Origin of the sequence: Natronomonas moolapensis 8.8.11 (genome assembly GCF_000591055.1) — an archaeon.
Lineage (GTDB): Archaea > Halobacteriota > Halobacteria > Halobacteriales > Haloarculaceae > Natronomonas > Natronomonas moolapensis.
This window is the reverse complement of sequence record NC_020388.1, coordinates 2170213-2191890: the sequence shown is the minus strand read 5'-3', so window position 1 is coordinate 2191890 and position 21678 is coordinate 2170213. Positions and strand designations below refer to the sequence as shown.

At 65.9% G+C, this 21678-nt stretch carries 24 protein-coding genes; 10 read left to right on the top strand and 14 right to left on the bottom strand.

The window, feature by feature from the left end:
• Positions 1–37: 37 nt before the first annotated feature.
• Positions 38–535: a universal stress protein gene (locus NMLP_RS10585; protein ID WP_015410111.1), complete on the top strand. Its 498-nt coding sequence runs from the start codon at positions 38–40 to the stop codon at positions 533–535.
• A gap of 66 nt (positions 536–601) precedes the next feature.
• Here the strand turns inward: NMLP_RS10585 and NMLP_RS10580 are convergent, their stop codons facing one another.
• The 6 genes from NMLP_RS10580 to NMLP_RS10555 all read right to left on the bottom strand — a co-directional run bounded on the left by NMLP_RS10580 (position 602) and on the right by NMLP_RS10555 (position 6883).
• Positions 602–1528 (bottom strand): biotin--[acetyl-CoA-carboxylase] ligase, encoded by a 927-nt coding sequence (locus NMLP_RS10580; RefSeq protein ID WP_015410110.1) that lies wholly within the window; start codon positions 1526–1528, stop codon positions 602–604.
• 38 nt (positions 1529–1566) lie between these two features.
• Entirely contained in the window at positions 1567–2691 is a 1125-nt protein-coding gene (locus tag NMLP_RS10575) for an ABC transporter permease (RefSeq protein WP_015410109.1), read from the bottom strand.
• A complete protein-coding gene (locus tag NMLP_RS10570; RefSeq protein ID WP_015410108.1) occupies positions 2688–3347 on the bottom strand; it encodes an ABC transporter ATP-binding protein in 660 nt (219 codons plus the stop codon). Before NMLP_RS10570 ends, NMLP_RS10575 begins: the two co-directional genes overlap by 4 nt.
• Complete coding sequence (locus tag NMLP_RS10565) at positions 3334–4605, bottom strand: CARDB domain-containing protein (protein WP_015410107.1); 1272 nt, start codon at positions 4603–4605, stop codon at positions 3334–3336. Before NMLP_RS10565 ends, NMLP_RS10570 begins: the two co-directional genes overlap by 14 nt.
• Positions 4606–4692: 87 nt before the next feature.
• Positions 4693–5352 (bottom strand): response regulator transcription factor, encoded by a 660-nt coding sequence (locus NMLP_RS10560; RefSeq protein ID WP_015410106.1) that lies wholly within the window; start codon positions 5350–5352, stop codon positions 4693–4695.
• Between the two features lie 136 nt (positions 5353–5488).
• Positions 5489–6883 (bottom strand): signal recognition particle protein Srp54, encoded by a 1395-nt coding sequence (locus NMLP_RS10555; protein WP_015410105.1) that lies wholly within the window; start codon positions 6881–6883, stop codon positions 5489–5491.
• A gap of 162 nt (positions 6884–7045) precedes the next feature.
• On the opposite strand from NMLP_RS10555, the gene NMLP_RS10550 reads away from it, so the two are divergent.
• Positions 7046–7195, top strand: a complete 150-nt coding sequence (locus NMLP_RS10550) for a 50S ribosomal protein L40e (protein WP_011321777.1) — start codon at positions 7046–7048, stop codon at positions 7193–7195.
• 295 nt (positions 7196–7490) lie between these two features.
• Positions 7491–8063 (top strand): HalX domain-containing protein, encoded by a 573-nt coding sequence (locus NMLP_RS10545; RefSeq protein ID WP_015410104.1) that lies wholly within the window; start codon positions 7491–7493, stop codon positions 8061–8063.
• Between the two features lie 16 nt (positions 8064–8079).
• On the opposite strand, the gene NMLP_RS10540 is transcribed toward NMLP_RS10545, so the two are convergent.
• Both NMLP_RS10540 and NMLP_RS10535 read right to left on the bottom strand, forming a co-directional pair.
• A complete protein-coding gene (locus NMLP_RS10540) occupies positions 8080–8430 on the bottom strand; it encodes a fluoride efflux transporter FluC (protein ID WP_015410103.1) in 351 nt (116 codons plus the stop codon).
• On the bottom strand, positions 8418–8777 hold the full coding sequence (locus NMLP_RS10535) for a CrcB family protein (RefSeq protein ID WP_015410102.1): 360 nt from the start codon (positions 8775–8777) through the stop codon (positions 8418–8420). Before NMLP_RS10535 ends, NMLP_RS10540 begins: the two co-directional genes overlap by 13 nt.
• Before the next feature lie 122 nt (positions 8778–8899).
• Here NMLP_RS10535 and NMLP_RS10530 point away from each other — a divergent pair, with 122 nt between their 5' ends.
• A complete protein-coding gene (locus tag NMLP_RS10530; RefSeq protein ID WP_015410101.1) occupies positions 8900–9349 on the top strand; it encodes a DUF7382 domain-containing protein in 450 nt (149 codons plus the stop codon).
• Positions 9350–9389: 40 nt separating this feature from the next.
• Here NMLP_RS10530 and NMLP_RS10525 read toward each other — a convergent pair whose 3' ends face one another.
• Together NMLP_RS10525 and NMLP_RS10520 are read right to left on the bottom strand one after the other, a co-directional pair.
• A complete protein-coding gene (locus tag NMLP_RS10525; protein WP_015410100.1) occupies positions 9390–9977 on the bottom strand; it encodes a uracil-DNA glycosylase family protein in 588 nt (195 codons plus the stop codon).
• 53 nt (positions 9978–10030) lie between these two features.
• Positions 10031–10570, bottom strand: a complete 540-nt coding sequence (locus NMLP_RS10520; protein ID WP_015410099.1) for a halocyanin domain-containing protein — start codon at positions 10568–10570, stop codon at positions 10031–10033.
• Between the two features lie 164 nt (positions 10571–10734).
• On the opposite strand from NMLP_RS10520, the gene NMLP_RS10515 reads away from it, so the two are divergent.
• Positions 10735–12264 (top strand): cryptochrome/photolyase family protein, encoded by a 1530-nt coding sequence (locus tag NMLP_RS10515; RefSeq protein ID WP_015410098.1) that lies wholly within the window; start codon positions 10735–10737, stop codon positions 12262–12264.
• A 78-nt stretch (positions 12265–12342) separates the two neighbouring features.
• Here NMLP_RS10515 and NMLP_RS10510 read toward each other — a convergent pair whose 3' ends face one another.
• Genes NMLP_RS10510 through NMLP_RS10500 form a run of 3 tightly spaced genes read right to left on the bottom strand, consistent with a single transcriptional unit; the run spans position 12343 to position 16473 of the window.
• Positions 12343–13569: a carboxypeptidase-like regulatory domain-containing protein gene (locus NMLP_RS10510; protein ID WP_015410097.1), complete on the bottom strand. Its 1227-nt coding sequence runs from the start codon at positions 13567–13569 to the stop codon at positions 12343–12345.
• 31 nt (positions 13570–13600) lie between these two features.
• Positions 13601–16003: a cytochrome c biogenesis protein CcsA gene (gene ccsA / locus NMLP_RS10505; protein WP_015410096.1), complete on the bottom strand. Its 2403-nt coding sequence runs from the start codon at positions 16001–16003 to the stop codon at positions 13601–13603.
• Positions 16000–16473 (bottom strand): thioredoxin family protein, encoded by a 474-nt coding sequence (locus NMLP_RS10500; protein ID WP_015410095.1) that lies wholly within the window; start codon positions 16471–16473, stop codon positions 16000–16002. Before NMLP_RS10500 ends, ccsA begins: the two co-directional genes overlap by 4 nt.
• Positions 16474–16631: 158 nt before the next feature.
• Between NMLP_RS10500 and NMLP_RS10495 the strand changes: the two genes are divergently transcribed.
• Entirely contained in the window at positions 16632–17864 is a 1233-nt protein-coding gene (locus NMLP_RS10495) for a c-type cytochrome (protein WP_015410094.1), read from the top strand.
• Positions 17865–17960: 96 nt separating this feature from the next.
• On the top strand, positions 17961–18647 hold the full coding sequence (locus tag NMLP_RS10490; RefSeq protein WP_015410093.1) for a cytochrome c biogenesis CcdA family protein: 687 nt from the start codon (positions 17961–17963) through the stop codon (positions 18645–18647).
• A 476-nt stretch (positions 18648–19123) separates the two neighbouring features.
• Here NMLP_RS10490 and NMLP_RS10485 read toward each other — a convergent pair whose 3' ends face one another.
• Positions 19124–19570, bottom strand: coding sequence for a DUF892 family protein (locus NMLP_RS10485; RefSeq protein WP_015410092.1), 447 nt, complete (start codon positions 19568–19570; stop codon positions 19124–19126).
• A 293-nt stretch (positions 19571–19863) separates the two neighbouring features.
• Here NMLP_RS10485 and NMLP_RS14555 point away from each other — a divergent pair, with 293 nt between their 5' ends.
• From NMLP_RS14555 to NMLP_RS14545, 3 genes are read left to right on the top strand one after another with little or no spacing between them, the layout of a single operon-like run.
• Entirely contained in the window at positions 19864–20460 is a 597-nt protein-coding gene (locus NMLP_RS14555; RefSeq protein ID WP_015410091.1) for an archaellin/type IV pilin N-terminal domain-containing protein, read from the top strand.
• 2 nt (positions 20461–20462) lie between these two features.
• Positions 20463–21041 carry an archaellin/type IV pilin N-terminal domain-containing protein gene (locus tag NMLP_RS14550; protein ID WP_015410090.1) on the top strand — a complete coding sequence of 193 codons (579 nt, stop codon included), beginning with the start codon at positions 20463–20465 and terminating at the stop codon, positions 21039–21041.
• Positions 21042–21043: 2 nt separating this feature from the next.
• Entirely contained in the window at positions 21044–21676 is a 633-nt protein-coding gene (locus NMLP_RS14545; RefSeq protein ID WP_015410089.1) for an archaellin/type IV pilin N-terminal domain-containing protein, read from the top strand.
• Positions 21677–21678: the final 2 nt, after the last annotated feature.

Here is a 21678-nt window from a genome sequence, read left to right as displayed (position 1 = left end):
TATAGAGGGCTATCGAAGCCCCACGTCACGTGGTACCATGTTCGACAGCATACTCGTTCCGACGGACGGCTCAGAGGCGATAGCCCGGGTGATCGACACGGCCTCGGAACTCGCCGAGACCCACGACGCGGCGCTTCGCTTCGTCTACGTCGTCCCGACGGCGGCTTTCGAGCGTCTGCCCCTCGAGACGCCGTGGGAGAGCGTCGACGCGATGCTCCGCGAGGAGGCGGAGGCGGCGCTTGTGGCGGCCGAGGAGCGGGCGGCGGTCGACCGAACGGACTCGGACGTCCGGGAGGGGCCGCCGGGACGCGAGATCCCGGCGCACGCCGAGGAGACCGACTCGGACCTCATCGTTATGGGGACACACAGCCGCCTCGACTCGGACCGGGAGCTGCTCGGCACCGTCACCGGACGCGTCGTTCGCTCGGCCGAGGTCCCCGTCATGGCCGTCCGAGTCGGCGAGTCCGAGCCGCTCGACCCCCCCGAGGAGCGGTGTATCACCGCCGACCCGTCGGTCACGGAAGCCCTCGAGTGAACGCCCCGGGTGCGCTGGCATCGCAGACGGCGCATCGACCCGCTCGGGACGCGACCCCGGCGACGGTCACCCGTCCGTCGGCCGGAGGTGCTCGCAGTCGCCCGCGGAGACGCGCCGCTCGCCGTCATCGGTGGCGACGAGGAGCGTCCCCGGGAACTCGACGTCGACCGCCTCGCCGACGACCTCGCCGCCCGGTGTCTCGACGCGGACCCGCCGGCCGAGCGTGCCCGCCGCCTCGCGCCAGGCCGGGAGAACGTCCTCGGGCGCTGCGGTGAGTTCCTCGAAGCGCTCGAGGAGGGCCCGCGTCAGCGCCGCGCGGTCGACGTCGCCGACCCGTTCGCGAACCGTGGTCGCCCCCGCCGGGACGACCGCGCCGTCGACGTTGGCGTTGATCCCGATGCCGACGACGACCCACTCGACGCGGTCGGCCTCGCCTTCCATCTCGGTGAGGACCCCGACGAGTTTCTCGCCGTCGACCAACACGTCGTTGGGCCATTTGATTTCGGCGTCGACGCCGACGCCACGGAGCGCTTCGGCGGCGGCGACGGCCGCGGCGAGCGTGTAGATCGGCGCCCGGGCGGGCGGGAGGTCGGGGCGCCGGACGAGGCTGAGCCAGATCCCGCCCGACGGCGAGGTCCACTCGCGGCCGAGGCGCCCACGTGCGCCGGTCTGCTCGTCGGCGAGCACCGCGACGCCGTCGGCCCCCGAGACGGCCAACTCCCTGGCCCGGTCGTTCGTGTTCGGGATCGAGTCGTGGTACTCGATCTCGACGGGGACCGAGAGGCCGTACTCGACGCTGCCGGCGCCGAACTCCGGGACCGACGACAGCACGTAGCCGTCGCCGCGGCTCTCGATTCCGAATCCTGCCTCGCGAAGCGCCTCGACGTGCTTCCAGACCGCCGCCCGTGAGATATCGAGCGCGGCAGCCATCTCGGGGCCGGACACCGGCCCCTCGGCGAGCGAGTCGAGGATCGACCGTCGGGTCGCGTTCATGGCTGGCCGGAGGGGCCACGCCTAAATGAGGGATGCGGTCAGCCCCGGAGCGCGTCGACGGGGCGCTCGTTAGCCGCCGTCCAGGCCGGGTAGAGACCGCCGAGGACGCTTATCAGGACGCCGAACGCGAACGCGCCGAGCAGGTACAGGCCGTTGGTGGGATCGAGGACGATCCACAACTCGACGGGCGTCGCGAGATACAGCCCCGCCACGAGCGCGACGGTCACCAGGACGCCGCCGGCGGCGCCGACGATCCCGAGAAGCGTCGCCTCGAAGAGAATCGTCCGCAACACCTCCGATCGGCTCACGCCGACCGCCCGGAGGACGCCGATCTCCTGGCGGCGCTCGACGGTGCTCATCAACATCACGTTCAGGATGCTCACGCCGGCGACGAACAGCGAGATGCCGCCCAGCCCGAGCAGGAACACCGACAGAAGCGAAAAGAACTCGTTGATTTCGTCGAGAATCGACGAGAGCTCGAACACCTCGACGACGTCCTCGCGGGCGTTGACCGTCGACTCGATCGCGTCGGCGCTGGCCGTCGCGGCCGCGCCGCCGTCGGCCTCGATGACCACCTGCTGGTAGCCGTCGCCGCTGACCGCGGACTCGGGGAGCATGACCGCGTCGTTCGGCGAGATCGGCGTGAACGATTCGACCGGTTCGAGGACGGCGATCACGCGGTAGGTGTCCCCGGTGACGTCGACGTTGTCGCCGACCTGCGCGCCGAGGGTGTCGGCGAGGTCCGCCCCGAGGATCGCGCCCTGTCTGTGGGGCGTGGGGAGCTCGCCGTCGGCCGCGGTGTACAACGCGTCCGGCTCGCGGATTCCGTAGATCGTCGCCGCCGCCGAGTCGCCACCGCGCGTGACGAGGCCGCCGTCGGTCTTCAGCGGGACAGCGCTGCCCCCCGTCGTGACCCGTTGGATCTCCGTGACCGTCCGGTCGTCGATCGACTGGACGCCGGCGTCGGCGTTCGGCGTGACGATCACCTGCGTGCCGATGTCGCCCAGCGCGTCGTCGGCCCCGACCGCGAGGACGTTCCCGAAGATGCCGAGCGAGGCGATGGCGACGACGCCGACGAGGATGCCGAGCGCCGCCAGCGCCGACTGGAGCCGGTTCCGCGAGAGGTTCCGCCGGGCGACGAACAGCGCCGGCAACCGGGTCATCGGACGACCACCCCGTCGCGCAACTCGATCGTGCGGTCGGCGTACTCGGCGACGGCGGGGTCGTGGGTGACGGCGACGACGCTGACGCCCGCGTCGGTGACGGCAGTCAGCTCCGAGAGGATCCGCTCGCCGGTGTCGCGATCCAGGTTGCCGGTCGGCTCGTCGGCCAGCACGATGGAGGGATCGTTGACGAGCGAGCGAGCGATAGCGACGCGCTGTTTTTGGCCGCCGCTGAGTTCGTCCGGGAGGTGATCGAGCCGGTCGCCCAGCCCGACGCGTTCGAGCAGGTCGGCGGCGCGGTCCCGTCTCGGCTCCCGATCGAAGATGGTGGGCACGACGACGTTCTCCAGCGCCGACAGCGTCGGAATGAGATGGAAGTCCTGGAAGACGAACCCGATCGTGCCCTTCCGGAGCCGCGTACGCTCGTCGACGGCGACGTCGGTGACGTCCTCGTCGTCGACGTAGATCCGCCCCTCGTCGGGGGAGTCGAGCAGGCCGACGACGTTCAGAAGCGTCGACTTGCCGCTGCCGCTCGGCCCCATGACCGCGACGAACGACCCGCGCTCGACGGCGATCGAAACCGAATCGAGCGCGACGACGGTCTCGCCGCCGCCGTCGTAGCGGCGGGTCACCTCGAGCAGCTCAATCGCGGGCACGGAGTCGCCTCCAGCCGAGCGCCGCCCCGAACCCGAGCGTCGCCGAGCCGACGAGCGCGCCGACGAGCGACAGCGGGACGTCCGAGCCGTCGTCGCCGTCGGAGTCGCTGTGGGCGTCGTACTCCAGTTCGACGGTCCGCTCGTATGGGTCGCCGTCGGCGAGGTAGCTGACGGTCACGGGGACGGTCGTGGCGTTGGTGTGGTCGACGTCGGCGGTCACGTCGAAACGGACGAACTGGCTTTCGGGGATCGTCCCGACGAAGTACTCCCGGGCCGGGTAGGCCGGCTCGACGTGTTCGGTCTCGCCGAGGGAGACGACCGCGCTGTTGACCTCGCCCAATCCGACGTTGGCGGCGTGGCCAGTCACCGTTACGGTCCCGTTATCGAGGGTCATGTCGACGTCCGTGACGGTGATGTCGCCGCGGTTGGGACGGTACTCGAGGGTCGTCGCGCTGGTGTTCCGTCGGGAGCCGATCTCGTAGGCCGCCTCGAACTCGATCGCCGTCGGCTCCGCGATGTCGCCGGCGTCGAAGAGAACGGTCTCGGACTCGCCGGGCTCGACGTCCGGAACCGCCAACCGGGCCCGCGTCCCCTCGCCGGTCGAGGGCGTGACGGCGACTCGACGGGCCGTGCCCTCGCCGAAGTTCGTCACCTCGACGCGGACGAGCGGCGTCCGGAGTTCGGGGTCGTCCTCGTCGTCGCCGCCGTCGCCGAGCAGCCCGCCGGCGTCGGCGCCCAGCCCGACGTCGACCTGCTCGTCCTCTTCGAGTTCGGAGGGCAACACCGTCCGGGCGTCGATCTGGACGTCGTCCTCGACGCCAGCGGCGTCGACGCCCCCGACGACGACCGTCACGGGGCGGGTCACGGTGACGTCCTCGTCGGCCTCGGTTTCGGTCTCGACGACGAGTTCGAGCTCCTCGACACCGGGCTCGGAGAAGGCGGTCGCGAGTTCGAGCGTTACGCTATCACCGACGGACAGCGAGCCGATGTCGTCGGCTTCGGCGTGGACGGCCCCGTAGCGGTCCCGGTCCTGTAGAGCGACCCGTTCGACGGCGACGGCGGTCGCGCTCCCGCCGGAGTTCTCGACGGTGAACTCGACGGTCGTCGTGTTGCCCGGTTCGGGCGCTTCGGGCGTGACGGTCACGTCCGAGACGACGAGCCGCGCGTCGGGGACGTCCGCGAGAGCCGGAGCGACCGGGACAGCGAGTCCGATACCCGCGAGCAGCACGCACGCAGCAAGGAGGTGGCGGCGTTTCACTACTCGATGTAGTAGCTTGGCGGATTTATCCGTGTTGCTCGACGGGACCGATCGCCGGAACCGCGGGACGGGCACCTGCCTCGTCGGTCACGCCGGTCCCTCTGTCGACGGTTCGCGTTCGACGGTGAACCCGTCGAGGTCGACCGTGACGCGCTCGGCGACCGTGGTGAACGCCTCGTAGTGATCGCCGCCAGGATCGATCTGGGTCCGGCTCTCGATGAGGCCGGCCTGCCGGAGCGTGTTGAGCCGGCGGTAAACAGTCGGCAGCGAGTAGCCTGTCAGGTTAGCGATCTCGCGTGCGCTCTTCGCGTCGCCGTTGATGACGGTACAGCAGCGGCGGGCCTTCTCGTCACCGAGCGCGTCGAGGACGTCGCTCGCGGTGTCGTCGGAGGCCTGTGCGAGCGTCCGTTCGACGGTCTCGAGGAGCTCTTCTTTGTCGATCGGCTTGACGACGTACTCGTCGAAGGGGAGTTCGATCATCCCCTCGTCCGGTTCGACTGCGGTCACCATCACGACCGGGCAGCCGTGGTCCGCCTCGCGTATCTCCTCGAGCACTTCGTCGCCAGAGACGCCGGGCATCCGCCTGTCGAGCACCACGAGATCGACCGAATCGTCGAACGTCGAGAGCGCCTCCCGGCCCCCGAAAGCGGTTCGGATGTCGTACGTACCGTCGAACCACGTTCGATAGATATCGACAAGCCCTCGTTCGTCGTCGACGGCCAAAATCGTCGCGTTCTCGGTCGACATCGGCTAGTTCAATCTTATGGCCGATCGCCATAACCGTTTGGAAGCAGCCCCGCCGATCGGGGGTCGACACCGCCCGCCGTCCCGGGACTTCGAAAGCGCGAGCCGACACAGCCCGGGATCCGGGGACGGAGCGCATCTAGTCGCCGAACGGCCCCATCCCGCCGAGGCCGCCGCCGCCACCACCACCGCCACCGCCGCCCATCTGTTTCATCATCCGTTGCATATCCCCTTCGCCCATCCCCTGGAACTGCTTCATCATCTGGCTCATCATCTTGTGCTGTTCGAGCAGTTCCCGGACAGTCTCCTCGTCTTTGCCCGAGCCGCGGGCGATTCGCTCGATCTGGCTTTGGCCGATCGCGCGGGGGTGTTCGAGCTCCGCATCGGTCATCGAGTCCATGATGACCTCGAAGTCCCGAAGCCGCTCTTGGGTCATGTCCATCGCGTCCTCCGGGAGCTGGTCCTTGATACCACCGCCGAGGCCGGGGATCATATCGAGGACCTGGTCGAGCGGTCCCATCCGGTTCATCGCGTTCATCTGATTTCGCATGTCCTTCAGGGTGAACTCCCCCTGCATGAGGTCCTCGGGGTCCCAATCTTCCTCCGCCTGGGTTTCGGCCATCGCGCGCTCGACGCGCTCGGAGAGCTGTTTGAGATCGCCCATCCCGAGCAACCGGGAAATGAACCCCGACGCCTCGAAGCGCTCGACGTCCTTGACCTCCTCGCCGGTGCCGAGGAAGGCGATCGAGGAGTCGGTCTGATCGACCGCGGCGAGTGCGCCGCCACCCTTCGCCGTCCCGTCGAGTTTCGTGATGACGACGCCGTCGATGCCGACCGCGTCGTGGAAGCGCTCGGCTTGGTCCTTCGCGCCCTGACCGATCGCGGCGTCGAGGACGAGCAGGTTCCGATCGGGGTCGGCGACGGACTCGATTCGTTCGAGTTCGTCGATGAGCACCTCCTCTAGGGCGTGTCGGCCCGCCGTGTCCACGATGTGGACGTCGGCGTCCGCGGTCTCTTCGAGGCCCGTCCGGGCGATGTCGACAGGGTCGTCGTTGTCGGGGTTGCCGTAGAACTCGACCTCCGCGCGCTCGCACATCTCCTTGGCCTGCTCGTAAGCGCCGGGGCGGAACGTGTCGGTCTGGACCACGGCCGGCCGGAGGCCCTTCTTCGAGAACCACCACGCCATCTTCGCGGCCGTCGTGGTCTTGCCCGACCCCTGGAGGCCGGCCAGTACGATCGTCTGCTCCTCGAGCGGGAGGTCGGTCGACTCGCCGACCAACTCGACCATCTCCTCGTAGACGATCTTGAGAACGTGATCGCGCGCGGTCGTCCCCGCCGGCGGCTCCTCCTCGACGGCCCGTTCGCGGATCGAGTCCGAAAGCGCCATCACTAGGTCGACGTCGACGTCGGCCGACAGGAGCGATCGCTGTATTTCCTTTACGATCGCCTCGACGTCGTCCTCGGAGAGGGTCGTCTTGCCCTGTAGTTTATCGAGCGTCCCCCGGAGGGAACTGCCCAGATCGTCGAGTACCATTTGTCGTCCGTAGACCGTCCAGACTAAAGGCTTTGTTCGTCGCGGGGCAACGGGCGGCGGGTGACCGGACGGCGAGGGCGACAGCCACAGCCGGCGGCCGCGATCGGCCGTGAGCGCCCCCGAACGGTTAGCTTTATCCGCGAGGGCGGTCTCGTGTCGAGTATGGCTAGCTTCGAGGAAGCAGAAGAGCGCATTCTCGACAAGATGATCTGTATGCGCTGTAACGCCCGAAACCCGAAACGCGCCGACAGCTGCCGGAAGTGCGGCTACAAGAAGCTGCGTCCGAAGGCGAAGGAACGACGCGCTGCCTGACCCGTCTGCCGCTCGTTTTACTTTCGGATCCGTCAGAACCTGCGCTCAGCTCCGTCGGAGCCGCCTCCACGCCGGAACCCACGCCGGAACCCACGCGGAGACCGTCCGCCGGCTCACCGATGAACTGCTCGCCCGGGACCCCCGCGAGACGCGCCCACACAGGGACCGCCCCCGCGACCCCACTGTCCCTAGGTCGTTGTCGTCGTGTATTTAAATTGTGACCTCGTTCGGCGGTCCAAAACGCCCCGAACGGTATTTATTGACCCTCCATAAGACGCCATATGGGGAGCCCATGATGGACGACGAACCCACCGTCCTCGTCGTCGACGACGACCGCCAACTGGCGGATCTATACGCCGCGTGGCTCCGCGGCGAGTACGACGTACGGACCGCGTACGGGGGCAGAGACGGGATCGAAGCGATGGACGACGGCATCGACGTCGCTCTGGTCGATCGGTTGATGCCGCGGGTTCCGGGCGAAGAAGTGCTCGAGCGGATCAGAGCCGACGACGAGTACGACTGCCGGGTGTCGATCGTGACCGCGGTCGATCCCGACTTCGACATCATCGAGATGGGGTTCGACGAGTACCTGGTCAAGCCGGTCCAGCGGCGGGAGATCGAGGCCGTCGTCGGATCGCTCCTGACGCGGACGGAGTACAGCGAAAAGCTCCAGGAGCTCTTCGCGCTGGCGTCGAAACGGGCCGCTCTCGAGGCAAAAAAGAGCGCGTACGAACTCGACGCCAGCGAGTCGTACGCCGAATTGAACGCCAAATTCGAGCGGCTGCGGTGTGACCTGGACCGGACCGCAAGCGAAATGAGCACTCGCGATCTCGAGGCGGAGATGCGACGCGTGAGCGTCGACGGCTAAGGAAACGAGAAAGCGGTTACAGCACCCCGACCAGCGCCATCCCCGCGAGCACTGCGACCAGCGCGGCCCCGAGTGTCCCCGCCGCGTTGGCCGCCGCCGCGGGGACGCCCTCGTCCTCGGCGAGACGGACGGTCTCGACGGCGAACGACGAGAACGTCGTGAACGCGCCACAGAAGCCGACGCCGAGCGCGAGCGCCGCCGGGCCGGAGGGGTCGACGGCGACGAGCGCCCCGAGCAGGAAGCTCCCGGCGACGTTGACGACGGCGGTGTCGAGGGCGCGGCGCTCGATCGCGAGCCCCACGGCGTACCGCGAGACCGCGCCGGCCGCGCCGCCGACCCCGACCGCGAGCGCGCTCACGAGCGCCACCGGATCACCCCCCTGGCGAGGAGGACGGCCAAAAACCCGAGCGCGTAGTTGGCAACGACGTTGAGCGCCGCCGCCGCCGGATCGAGCGAGACGGTCTCCGCGGCGAACGTGCTGTAGGTGCTAAACGAGGAAACGAAGCCTGTCGAGACGACGAGCCGCGTCCGCTCGGAGAGCCGCCCGACCAGCCGCGTCCGGTAGACGACCGCCCCGAGGACGAACGCGCCGGCGACGTTGACTGCAAGGGTACCCCACGGATCCCCGGCCGGGAGCGCAACCGCGACGCCGTGACGACTCACCGCTCCCGCGAACCCGCCGGCCGCGACGAGGAGGGCCGCCCGTCGTTCCATACCGTGGCCTCTGTCGGCTGTCACAGGTAGCTTGCGGTTCGGTCGGCCCCGGTGTGGCCGGTCGGTCCAGGGCGCGGCGACCGACGCGAGAATTTAAATACCGAGACGGGGCCAGACGGCCCATGGGACGGAGACGGCGATTCGCCGCGGACACGCGAGGTATCGAAGGCCTGCCGGTCAGACTCGTCATTGCCCTGGTCGTCGGGGTCGCGAGCCTATCGGTGATGATGAACATGCTGTCGGGGATCTCGGGGCTCGCGGTGACCGAATTGGACGTCCAGCCCGAACCGGAGGTAGTCGAGCCGGGCGATCACACCGTCGAGGTGTCGGTCGTGGATCCCGACGGCCATACCGTCTCCGACGCGACGGTCATCGCCCGCGGCGGGTCGGCGCGGCTCGACGGCGTGGAGACGGCGGCGACCGACGAGGAGGGGGTCGCGGAACTGGAGCTCTCGCCGGAGCTCCGACCGAACCAACGAGACGGGACCGTCGAGTTCGACGTCAAGCCACCGGCCGGGGGCGAGTACTCCGACAAGCGCGAAAACACCGCGTTGCTCGTCGTCGCCGAGTGAGTACCGCGGAGACGGGAGCCGTTCCGGGCGGCCCCCCGGCTCAGCCGATCCGCGTCGCGACGCCTTTCGTCTGGCGGTAATCGCTGTCCAAGAGCGCTTCGAGGCGATCGACGAGGGCCGCCTCGTCGCCCGACTCCCACGCCGTCGGTTCCCCGACCGGGACGACCAGAAACCCCCGGCCACGGATTTCGGTGGCGTGCAGGCGCTCGGCGTCGGCGGAAAGCGACCGCGCCTGCGTCGTGAATTCCCGAAGCACGTACGCCAGCGGATCGTCGCCCACCGGAAGCAGAATGTGGGCGTTCAACGCCCGGAGCTCGGCGTCGAGATAGCGCTCGACGTCTGTCGGATCGCCCGGCGCGAGTCGGAGATACGAAAGATAGCAGTTCTCGAGGTCGGGACGGTCGCTGTAGGGCTCGGCGGCGAAGTCGACGGCGTGGAGAACCGGCTGTATCCGTTCGCCGGCGGCGGATCGGGTGAACGGAACGCTCGTCTCCGCGCCGCCGTGGGTCTCGGCGTCGGCACCGATCACGTGAAAGTCGGCGTTGACGTCGCCGTAGCCGTACACTGCCGGTTCGGCGGGAGCCCGCATACCGAAGGGGTTCGAGACGCGATCCGAGATTCGTTCCACGGCAGTGGCTAGGGGGTGGTGAATAAAAGTACGCGGGTGTCGTGTCGGGAGCGTTACTCGTCGACGACGGCGACGGCGCCGTACATACCCTGCGCGCGGTGGGGGATGCAGACGTAGAGGACCGCACCGGCCTCGTCGACGGTCTGCTCGATGGTGTAGCCCGCCTCGCCGGTGAGTTCGCTCTCGAACTCGTAGTCGCTGCCGTCCTCTGAGACGACGTTGTGTGCGCCGCCCTCGCCGGTCCACTCCCAGACGACGTTCGTCCCGGTGGAGACGACCACGCCCGAGGGGCTAAAGGAGAAGCCGTTGTCGCCGGCTCCCGTCTCGATGACGACCTCGTCTTGCCCGGTCATGTCCTCGAGGGAGTTCTCATACTGGTTCGCGTCGTTGTCGCTGACGAACGCTTCCGCGCGGGCCTCGGGGCCTTCGGCGCCGCCGTTGCCGCCACCGTTGCCGTCCATGTCGCCGTTGCCGTTGCCGCTTCCGTTGCCGTTGCCGTTGCCGCCACCGTTGCCCGAACAGCCTGCGAGCGCGCCCGTCGCAGCCGTAGCAGCGGTACCGATGACGAACCGACGTCGACTGAACTCTTTCATATACAACTGCGGCGTTGGTACCGGATACACATAAATGCCCGTTGATCTATGTCAACGCTTCACTGATAGACGGGCCCACGAACGGCAGAATTGGGGGGTCGTGCGCGGTCGACGGTTGTGGCCGTCGACCGTACAACTATGTCCGTACAGCCCGTTGTGTGGCTATGACCGTCCTCGTTTTGGGCGACTGCTTGGCGCGGTTCGGTCCGCTGTCGACCGACGGCGAGTCCCCCCGCGTCCTCATGATCGAGGCCCGCGAGTTTGCCCGCCGGAAACCCTATCATCCCCACAAACTGACGCTCGTGTTCAGCGCGATGCGGCACTTCCGCGATGAACTCCGCGCCGAGGGGTACACCGTCGAGTATCGCGAGGTCGACACGTTTGCCGAGGGGTTCGACGCCCATTTTAGTGCCCACCCGGGCGATCACCTCCTCACGACGCGGCGGTCGGCCCACGGCGCGACCGACCGACTCCGCGAACTCGTCGAGGCGCGCGGCGGCACCGTCGCGTTCCGGGCGGACCCCCGGTTTCTGTGCTCGCCCGAGGCGTTCGACGAGTGGGCCGACGGCGACCCGCCGTACCGCCACGAGAACTTCTACCGGCATATGCGCCGCGAGACGGGGTATCTGACGGTCGACGACGACCCCCTCGGCGGCGCGTGGAACTTCGACGACGAAAACCGCGAGTTCCCCGACGAGGGGTACGACCCGCCCAAGCCGCCGCGGTTCGACCCCGACGAGACGACGGCGGCGGTCGCCGAGTGGGTCGCGTCGACGTACGGCGACGAGAGGTACGACGGCCCGCCCTACGGGACCGGGTGGGCCGACCCCGAGCCTTTCTTCTGGCCCGTCACGCGCGCGGAAGCCCGGGCGGCGCTGTCGTCGTTCGTCGAGGAGCGCCTCCCGGCGTTCGGCCCCTACCAGGACGCCATGCTAGAGGGCGAGTGGTCGATGAACCACGCGCTCGTCTCCTCGAGTCTCAACGTCGGCTTGCTCCGGCCCGGCGAGGTCATCGAAGCCGCGATCGACGCCTACGAGGACGGCGACGCCCCGATCGAGAGCGTCGAGGGGTTCGTCCGGCAGGTGCTCGGCTGGCGGGAGTTCGTCCGCCACGCCTACCGCCGCGAACCGGGGATGGCCGAGGCGAACGCCCTCGAGGCGAGCGAACCCCTCCCGGAGTTCTTCTGGACGGGCGAGACGGAGATGGCGTGCCTCGCGGACGCAGTCGAGGGCGTCCGAGCGCGTGGGTACTCTCATCACATCCAGCGGCTGATGATCCTCTCGAACTTCGCGACGACGTTCGGCGTCGAGCCGAAGCAGCTCAACGAGTGGTTCCACGCAGGCTACGTCGACGCTTACCACTGGGTGACGACGCCGAACGTCGTCGGGATGGGGACCTTCGGGACCGACTCGCTGTCGACGAAGCCCTACGCCGCCTCGGCGAACTACATCGACCGCATGAGCGACTACTGCTCGGGATGCCCCTACTACAAGACGAAGACGACCGGCGAGGGGGCCTGCCCGTTCAACGCGCTGTATTGGGACTTCCTCGGCCGCAACGAGTCCCGGCTCCGATCGAATCACCGGATGGGGCTCGTCTACTCCCACTGGGACGACAAAGACGACGACGAGCGCGAGGCGATCCGCGAGCGCGCGGCCGAAATCAGGCGGTTGGCGGCGGCAGGCGAGTTGTAAGTCGGGTCCGGGACCGAGAGAGCGTCGTCCCGTTATCCGACGTCGGGGATCGGAGGCGAATCCCTCGACGGCTCGGGGCTAGACGTATCGATACACCGCGATCCCGCCGGCGACCGTCCCCACGAAGGCCACGCCCAGCGGCAGGACGGGGAGCCCGCCCGCCCCAGATTCCGATCCGGCCCCCGGCGTCGACTGCCCGGCGGGTGTCGAGGCGTTTCCGGTGCCCGCCGGCGGGCCGGACACCTGCACCGAGATCCGGTCGGTAGCGCCGAGCGGGGCGGTGTTCGTCACCATCGGCACGTCCATTCCCGTCTCCGCCTCGACGAGGTTGTTCGAGAACTCGGCCTGCGACAGGTCGTACTCCTCGAGCATGACGGCGAACTCGTCGACGTCGTAGCCGACCGGCTTCTCGAGCGTGTGCTCGTCGATCCGGTAGATCGCCGCCACCTGGACCGTCTCGCCCGATTTGATCGACGCCTCGACCCCTACGGTCCCGTTCTCGGCGGCGGCGTCGACGCGCTCGTTTTGCACCATCCCCGAGACGACCTTGGCGTTCGAGGGGACCGCGAAGTCGACGGCCCCCACGAACGGCCGGTCAACGCCGTTCCGAACCGAGAGTATCTCGATGACGAACAGCCCGTCCCCGCTCTCCGTCGGGCCGACCCGCATGAGGTGATTCACCGGCCGCCCGCCGCTGAGTTCGAGCGCCCCCGGATCGGCGATCGGGGCCGGTAGTTCCACGTCGATCTCCGTCGTCGGTGCGTCCGTCGAGACGACGTCCTCATAGACCGCGCCGTCGGCCCGGATCCGGAGGGTATACGTTCGGTCGGGTTGCAGCGGTTCGATCTCGAAGGTCCCGTCCGCCGACACCGGCACCTGATTCACCTGGGGGCCGTGTTGGCTCACCACCTCGACGGTGGCGTTCGGAACGGGTGTGCCGGACTCGTCGACGACGGTCCCGGTGACGCGTCGGTCCAGAACGAACGCCGGGTCCTCGCCGGGATCGGCGAGATTGTAGTACACCGCGTCCTCCGATTCCAGTCGGAGGAAGTACGACGTCGCGTTGTCGACCGGCTCGTAGCTGAACGTCCCGTTTTCGACGGTCGTCTCGACCGGGTCGACGATCGGCTCGTTCGACGGGTCGAGGGCGGCGACGGTGACGTTGTAGCCGTCTGCCGAGCCGTTCTCGACGGTGACGGAGCCGGTGGTCGACGCCGCGGCGCCGACGCCGGCCGTCAGTGCGAGCGCGGCGAACAGCGCGAGCGTGAGCGAAACGAGTAGTACGGACGTAGGTCGGTGTGTCATGGGTTATGAATGCGGTTGGAACGGACGCGGATCAATCGGAACTCGCCTCGACGCCCCGCGAACGGTAGCTGAACCGCGGGACGAGGCCGTACGCGGGGTCGAACAGCAACACGAGAGCCATCCCCGAAAGGAGCGTCAGAGCGCTGATGCGCATGAGGTTCATGAGCGGGATTCGCCGGACTGTCAGGGAGGCGGTGCCGTCGTCGACCGCCGCGATGACGTAGGTGTCGTGGGCCACGCCCCGGTCGACGAAGACGTCCCGGACCTCCATGTCGCTTTGTTGGACGTAGCGCTCCTGGCCCGCGTCGCCGTTCGCGATCCGCTCGCCGCCCTCGTAGACGGTGAGGCCGACGCTGCTTCCGAGCACGCGCGTCTGATCGATCGAGGCCGGCGGGTCCGTCGTCGGGCCGACGTTTCCGGGTTCGGCGACGACGACGGCGTCGGTCTGGGGCGTTTCGGGGAGGTAGTCCCACATGACGTAGCCGACGCCGACCAGGCGCTGGCCCTCGGAGACCTCGACCGTCTCGTGGCCCTCCCCGACGATACCGATCCAGATCGGCGAGCCGTCGAGTTGGACGATCGTCGCCTCCGGCCCCCGGTTGACCTGCGTGACGGTCCCGTAGACCGGCTGGACCGTCTCGTGTATCGACCGTCCCCGGTCGGTCACCTGCCCGACCGAGAGCGCGACGTTCTCGATGTCCGGGGAGGCGGGTCGCTGATACTCGTCGTAGTCGGTCACCTCGACGGCGTACGCCGATTCGGGGACGTCGTGGACCGGCGGCGCCTCGAGGGCCGCCTCCCGTTCGGCGTTGTCTATGATCACCGACGATTCGGTGACGAACAGATACGAAAACGAGACCGAAACGACGAGCAGCACGAGGCCGACGTGGACCATCGTGATGCCGGTCTGTTTGAGTTGGAAGTGTCGGTTCGGCGATCCGGGGATCAACTCGAGCGCGCGCTTGATCACGGTGAGACAGACGTACGCCGCCGGCGGGACGATCGAGAGCACGCTCGCGCTCCCCAAGAGTCGATAGAACATGACGTCACCCGGATTGGTCTCGGCGAGCGTCCACGTCGCGCTCGGTGCGATCAACGCGGCCACGACCGTCGCGGCGCCGAAGACGCCGAGCGAGGCCAGCGCGCGCCGTCGCCCTTCGACGTCGTAGTCCATGTAGAAGCCGAGCGTCAGGAGGATCGCGACGAGGATCGCATAGCTCCAGAGGTTGTAGTACATACTGGTCAACTCGACCTCGACGCCGGTGGTGTAGTTGCTGAGAACCGGGAACGTGAGGCCCCACACCGAGATGAATCCGAGGAGGCCGATGCCGAGAACGGCCAGATGGAGGACGTTCGAGCGCGTGAGCCACCGCTTCGTTCCGGCGCTTGACTCCGCCGGTTCCCGAACCAGCCAGTAGCCGAGCGGCAAGCCGACGCCGAGGACGAGCGTCGCGGCGAGCAGAATCAAGAGCGCGGATCCGATCCCGTCGTTGGCAAAGGAGTGGACGCTGCGGAAGACGCCGCTTCTGACGATGGCGGTCGCGTAGACGATGAGCGCGAGCGTCGCCGACGTCATCGCCGGGGCGAGCGTCGCGTACGTCGACTGCGACCGGTAATTGATTACGGCGTGCAGCGTCGCGGTGAGGAATATCCACGGGATCAACACCGCGGTTTCGACGGGATCCCACGCCCAGATGCCGCCCCACCCGAGCACGCGGTACGACCAAAGCGAGCCGAGGACGATCGCGGTCGTCAGAAACAGCCACGAGATGCGAACCCAGCGCGTGATGCTGCCGATCCACGCCCCGAAGACGCCGCCGTCACCGCGGAGCGTCGAGACGAAGTGGGTGACGCCGATTGCGAACGGCATCGTCAACAGCCCGTACGCGACGAACATCATCGGCGGGTGGATCGCCATGTAGGGATCGATCAACAGCGGGTTGAGCCCCGTCCCGTCGAGCGGGACGGCTCCGCTGCCCATCTCCGGGAGGGCCTCTCCGAGCGGGGTGAATGGGCTGTCGACGACTAACATCCCGGCGAAGTACGTCACGACGCCGACCGTGATCGCCTGGACGAGTTTGCCGTTGGGGGTCTCGAACCCGCGGAGGAGCGCCGCCCAGAGAGCGACGACGGCGGCCAGGGCCGCCCACAACAGCACCGACCCCTCGTTGCCGGCGTAGACGCCCGTAACCCGATAGAGGAGCGGAATATAGTCTGCGGTGTTGTCATAGACGTACGCGATTGTATAGTCCGTAACGACGAACAGATAGGTGAGGTACGCGAGCGATAGTGTCAGAGAGACTGCATTAACTGCGATGAGCGGCGTGACGGCGGCGTCGTAGCTGTCGTCACGGCGGAGATACCCCCGGAGCAAGAGTCCGGTCGCGGCGAGCCCCGAGGCGAGCGCACAGACGAGCAACGCGGTGCCGATCATCGGCGTTCCCACGCCGCTCGGGCGTCATCGAGATAGGTCGCGAACCCGTCCGGCTCGGCGTAGCCGTTGATTTCGACGAGGACGTCGCCCCCCGGTGTGATCGCGACGTGCTGTGGCGGGTAGTTCGCGTTGTACTCGGCCTGGAGTTGCTCCGCCGACTCGCTGCCGTCGTCGAGATTTACCGCGAGCAGAACGAACTCCTCGAGTCGGTCGAGCACGCCGGGATCCGTGTACGCGTTCGTGTTGTACTCCTCGCAGTACGTACACCACGTCGTCCAGAAGTACACGAGGACGGGCTTGTCCTCGGCGGCGGCCGTGTCGAGCGCCTCGTCGACGTCGGTTCCCCAGGCGGTGTCACCGTGATACGAATAGGACTCGTCGCTCAGCACGGGTGCCGCGTTCATCGAGTAGTAGCCGATGCCGAGCGCCGTGAACAAAAGCGTGAGTGTGAATAGCTTTCGTGGATTCATCTGTTCGAGTGGTACGTCGTATTGATAGTATCCGGATAATTAACTCCATCGCCATCCGTGGGGTCGATCATGCAAAACTTTTTGTGTGTGCACTATCTGCACAACTGCATGATGCATCGAGTGCGCAGACGGACACGTCGATGGAGGCACCGATAGGAATGGATCGCAGGGTATTGCTTCTCGTCGGGACGCTCGCGATGGTCGTTCTGGCGGGGTGTACCGGGCTACCGGGTGCCGGCGACGGCGGTGAAGCCGACGACGGGACCGTCGAGACCCCCCAACCCGACGTCGACGCGACCGAGCCCGCCGAGGTTCCGGCCAACATGCCGAACCGGGAAGTCATAGACGGCGACCTCCGGGAGGGTGAGGCCAAAGACGAGTTGCGGTATCGGAATGCGACCGCGGGCGACGAAATCAACTTCGTCCCGAAGGAGATGAACGAGTCGACGCTCCCCGACAACGAAAACGAGCGCGAACTCATCATGTACGGGCGGACCCTCATGGCGAACACCTCCGAGGAGATGCCCGAACACGTCGGGAACGAACTCTCGTGTGCCAGCTGTCACGGCGGCGGCCAGTCGGTCGCCACGGTCGGGATGGTCGGTCAGGACATCAACCTGATCCCGCTCGTCGGCACCAGCGCGGACTTACCGGAGTGGACGGGCCGGCGGAACCGGATGCGCGACACCCGACAGCGCCTGATCGGGTGCTTCCAGCGGAGCATGAACTCGCCGGGGTCCGAGGAGGGCGCGCCGGACTACGACAGCCGCGAGATACAGGCCATGGAGGCGTACATGATGTGGCTCAGCGAGGGCGTCCCGACCAAGGGCCAGCCATACTGGTCGCACCTGAACAAGCCGACCGGCGACGAGAAGGTGCCGGTCGAGGAGGTCAACCCGGTCCGCGGCGCCGAGTTGTACCTCGAGAACTGTGCGTCCTGTCACGGCGCCGACGGCCAGGGCGAAGTCGACGACGACGGCAGCGTCGTCTACCCGCCCCTCTGGGGCCCCCGCTCGTTCAACGACGGCGCCGGGATGGGTCGGATGTACACCTCGGCGTCCTACATCCGCGAGGCGATGCCGTACGGCTACGCCCACGACGTGACCGACTGGGAGGACGTCCACGACATCGCCGGGTTCATGAACGCCCACGACCGCCCCGAGTTCCCCGAGAAGTCAAAGGACTTCCCGGACGGGACGCCCGACGAAGGCATCTATTACAACCGGACCCAAGAACGGCTCGGATACGAGATGAACCCGATGAAAAAGAAGCTCATGCTTGCCGACATGCCGACGGGGACCCAACCGCTCAACGAGTCCGACATCCCCGACGACGTCGGACGGTACGACCAACCGCTCCGAAACGAAACGGTCGACCCGGCCGAGGAGTGACCCTGCGATCGTAGCCTTCTGATCGCACTCGCGGTCGCCCCCGCGATATCGCGAGCAACCGTCACGTTCTTCAGTTCGATATCGAAACCACACTACATGCTCGAAACGCCGGGCGTCGCCGCGGTGCTCCTCGCCGGAGTCCTGACCGCCCTGACGCCGTGTTGTCTCCCGATGCTCCCGCCGCTTTTAGCCGGCAGCGCCGGCCACCGCCTCCGGCCGATCGCCATCGTCGCCGGGAGCATTCTCTCGTTTACCGGCCTCGGAGTCTCGACGGCCGCCGTCGGGTCGGTCACCCCCGAGACGTTCCGGCTGCCCTTTGTCCTCGCGATCATCGCCTTCGGCGCGGTGCTGGCCGACGACGACCTCCACGAGGCCTACACGACCGCCACGTCGCGGCTCACCGCTCCCGTGACGCAGTTCACCACGGCCGTCGAGCGCGCGCATCACCCCCTCGTCGGGGGGTTCGTCCTCGGGCTCTTTCTCGGGATCATCTGGCTGCCCTGCGTCGGCCCGATCCTCGGCAGCGTGCTCGCGTACGTCGGCGCCTCCGGGGACGTCACCGGCAGTGCGACCCTGCTTTTCGCCTACGGCGTCGGCTTCTCGGGACCGCTGCTCGTCGTCGCCTACGGCGGCCGTCGCGCGGGCGAGACGCTCACGGGCTACGTCACGTCGCTCGATCGGCCCTCGGTGGTCCGGCGGCTCAGCGGGTACGCCCTCGTCGCGACCGGCGTCGCCCTCCTGTTCGAACTCGACAAGGTCCTGCTCGCGGCGCTGGTGGGGTGAGGCGGCCGGTGGTCCGTGCTCCTATTTAAATAGTCCAGCGGGAAGTAGTTAAATACCCGCCGAGCAGACACTTGAATTTTGCCGGCCAACCAGTCACGTCCTGGCGGACTGAAAGGGCGAGGGGTCTCGGCGACCCCCGGCGACGCAAGCACGTGAGCGAGCGTCAGCGAGCGAACGCGCGTGGTTCGAAAGACGCCGGCGGCGTCTTTCGTCATCACGAAAGAGCGCGGAGCGCTCTTTCGAACGACAACGAGCCGCGGGAGCCGAGAGCCCGAGGGCTTTCGAGGTGGTAGCTACTCGTATCGCCATGTATTACTCGGAATCTCCAAGTTACACCCAGCAGCCGAAAGACAGGTCTGCGGGCGTCATACTGGCAGCCAAACGAACGGACACACGACGCACGGGGCGCACGCCGCTCGACGGCGCGACCGGCGGGTCACTCCTGCGTCGGTGTCGTGTGCGTTCGTCCGCCGGTATCAGTACTCCTTCTCGAAGCCCCGGAACTCGGTGCGGTGGGCCTCCTCGTCGGCGAGGATCGTCACGGCGAGGTCCTCGGTGACGGGGTCGCCCGCTTCCTCGGCGGCGTCGACGAGCTCGCGGTAGGTGGCGATGGCGTCCTCCTCGGCCTCCAGAACGCCCCGGATGACCGCGAGGACGTCCGTCGAGTCCTCGGGCGGCTGCAGGGACTCCTGGCGGGCGACGAACTCCGTCGACCCCGGCGGGCGCGCGCCGAGCTGTTTGAGCCGCTGGCCCAACTGCTCGGCGTGGGTCAGCTCCTCTTGGATGTCCGCCTTGAGGCTCTCTTTGATCTCCTCGGCGCGGACGCCGTCGAGGACGATCGCGTTCGTCTGGTAGTTCATCACGGTCTCGATCTCGTCGCCATAGGCCGTCCGGAGCAACTCGATGACGCGGTCGTCGGACATAACGCTTCGAGCTACACCGTCGCTTCTGAAGGACCTTCCGCCGAGTCCCAGGGCGTCGGATCGCCGTCGTCGCTCCCGGCGACCTCTTATAAACTCGCCAGCGCGTCGGGCCGGAACTCCCGAGCTACTTCCGTCCTCCTATTTAACCTCTGCGTTCGCCTTAGTTCCCAATTCGCGTCGGGATACGCGGGTGGAGTTCGCTCGCGCTTTTAGGGGGGTTTGGGGAGTACGACCCGATAACGTCCGAGGCGCATCCCCAGCGAGGGGGGGTCGGCGGGCGTGCAATAGAACGCATGTTCGACACAGACACAGAAACGCAGGATCGCGGTCAGGTGGGGATCGGTACCCTCATCGTCTTCATCGCCCTCGTGCTGGTGGCGGCGATCGCGGCTGGGGTGTTGATCAACACCGCCGGGTTCCTGCAAACGCAGGCTGAATCGACCGGTCAAGAAAGTACGGATCAAGTCTCTAACAATATCCAAGTGAGCCAAGTGGTAGGCGTTAGTACTAATAGTGGCGAAGATTTACAAGAATTACAATTTATTATTTCACTTGGCCCTGGTTCGGATCCTGTCGACCTTACAGATTTTACTTATGAATACATCAATTCAGCCTCTGACTCGTTTAGCGGGGCTGAAACAAATCCAGAAATTAGCGGGTATTTAGAGGTTCAAGGTAGTAGTGGTAATACAATCCTTGATCAGAACAGTGATGTTAGTAGATTAACAATTGACCTTACTACTACAACTGATGGAGCGCTGTCGGCTGGTGACTCTGTCTCTCTTTTAATTACAACTGTCGATGGCGGTCAGACAGCTATTGAAGTCAACGTACCTGATCCACTCAATGGAATTGACGCCGAAGCAGGCACTCAGGCAATCACACTATAACAATGTTTGATAGAATCAACAAGCAGGATCGCGGTCAGGTGGGGATCGGCACCCTCATCGTGTTCATCGCCCTCGTGCTGGTGGCGGCGATCGCGGCTGGGGTGCTGATCAACACTGCCGGGTTCCTGCAAACACAGGCTGAATCGACCGGTCAAGAAAGTACAGATCAAGTATCAAATAACCTACAAGTTACATCTGCTGTTGGAAGCATTGATACAAATAGTATTGATAGAGTTCGATTAACCCTTGGTCTCGCTCCTGGATCCGATCCAGTTAATCTGAACCAGGTAACGATAACCTACGTCGGTGAAAATGTTGTTAATATAGGCGGTGTTGATGGTGACGGAGATGTTGATTCATTTGCTGTTGGCGCTGAAGGAGTAACAGCAACCACGCTCGGGGACGGCAATAATGAATTGATACTTGAATTAAATATTGCTGGATCAAATGGACTCAGTGGAGAAACACTGGATCCAGGAAATTCAGCAACAGTGATCCTTTCATTGCCTAGTGGTGGCGAAACCGTTGTTGAGTTAAATGTTGATGACCCACTTAGTGCTACGGATTCAACGGAGTTATAATAATGTTTGATAGAATCAACAAGCAGGATCGCGGTCAGGTAGGAATCGGTACCCTCATTGTGTTCATCGCCCTCGTGTTGGTGGCGGCGATCGCGGCCGGGGTGCTGATCAACACCGCTGGCTTCCTGCAAACACAGGCTGAATCGACCGGTCAAGAAAGTACAGATCAAGTCTCTAACAACCTTGACATTATCAGTACAACCGGTCAAGTTGATGCTGATAATACTGGTATAGATCAAGTAACATTTATACTCAGCCTCGCACCAGGATCTGATAGTATCAATTTGCTTGATACGACACTAGAATATGTCGGCCCCAATGGACCAATAACGACCAGTATAGAAGACGGAGCTGTCGAAGCAGATGGTGCCTCAACAGAACTTACTGAGATCTCTGGTGGAGGGGACGCAACTTTACTTGAAAGCTCCTCCGAGCGTGTTGAGCTAACTGTCAGGCTTGAGGGTGATGGCGGAGACGGGAATTTTGATGGAATATACGGAGCACAGGATACTGTACTTGGAGAGGGCCAATCAGCACAGTTCCGGTTTATTACTGCTGATGGTACTCAGAGGGTTGACGAAGTTATCGTAGATGACCCGCTTATTGGCAGCAACGGCGATGATATTCAACTGTAGCG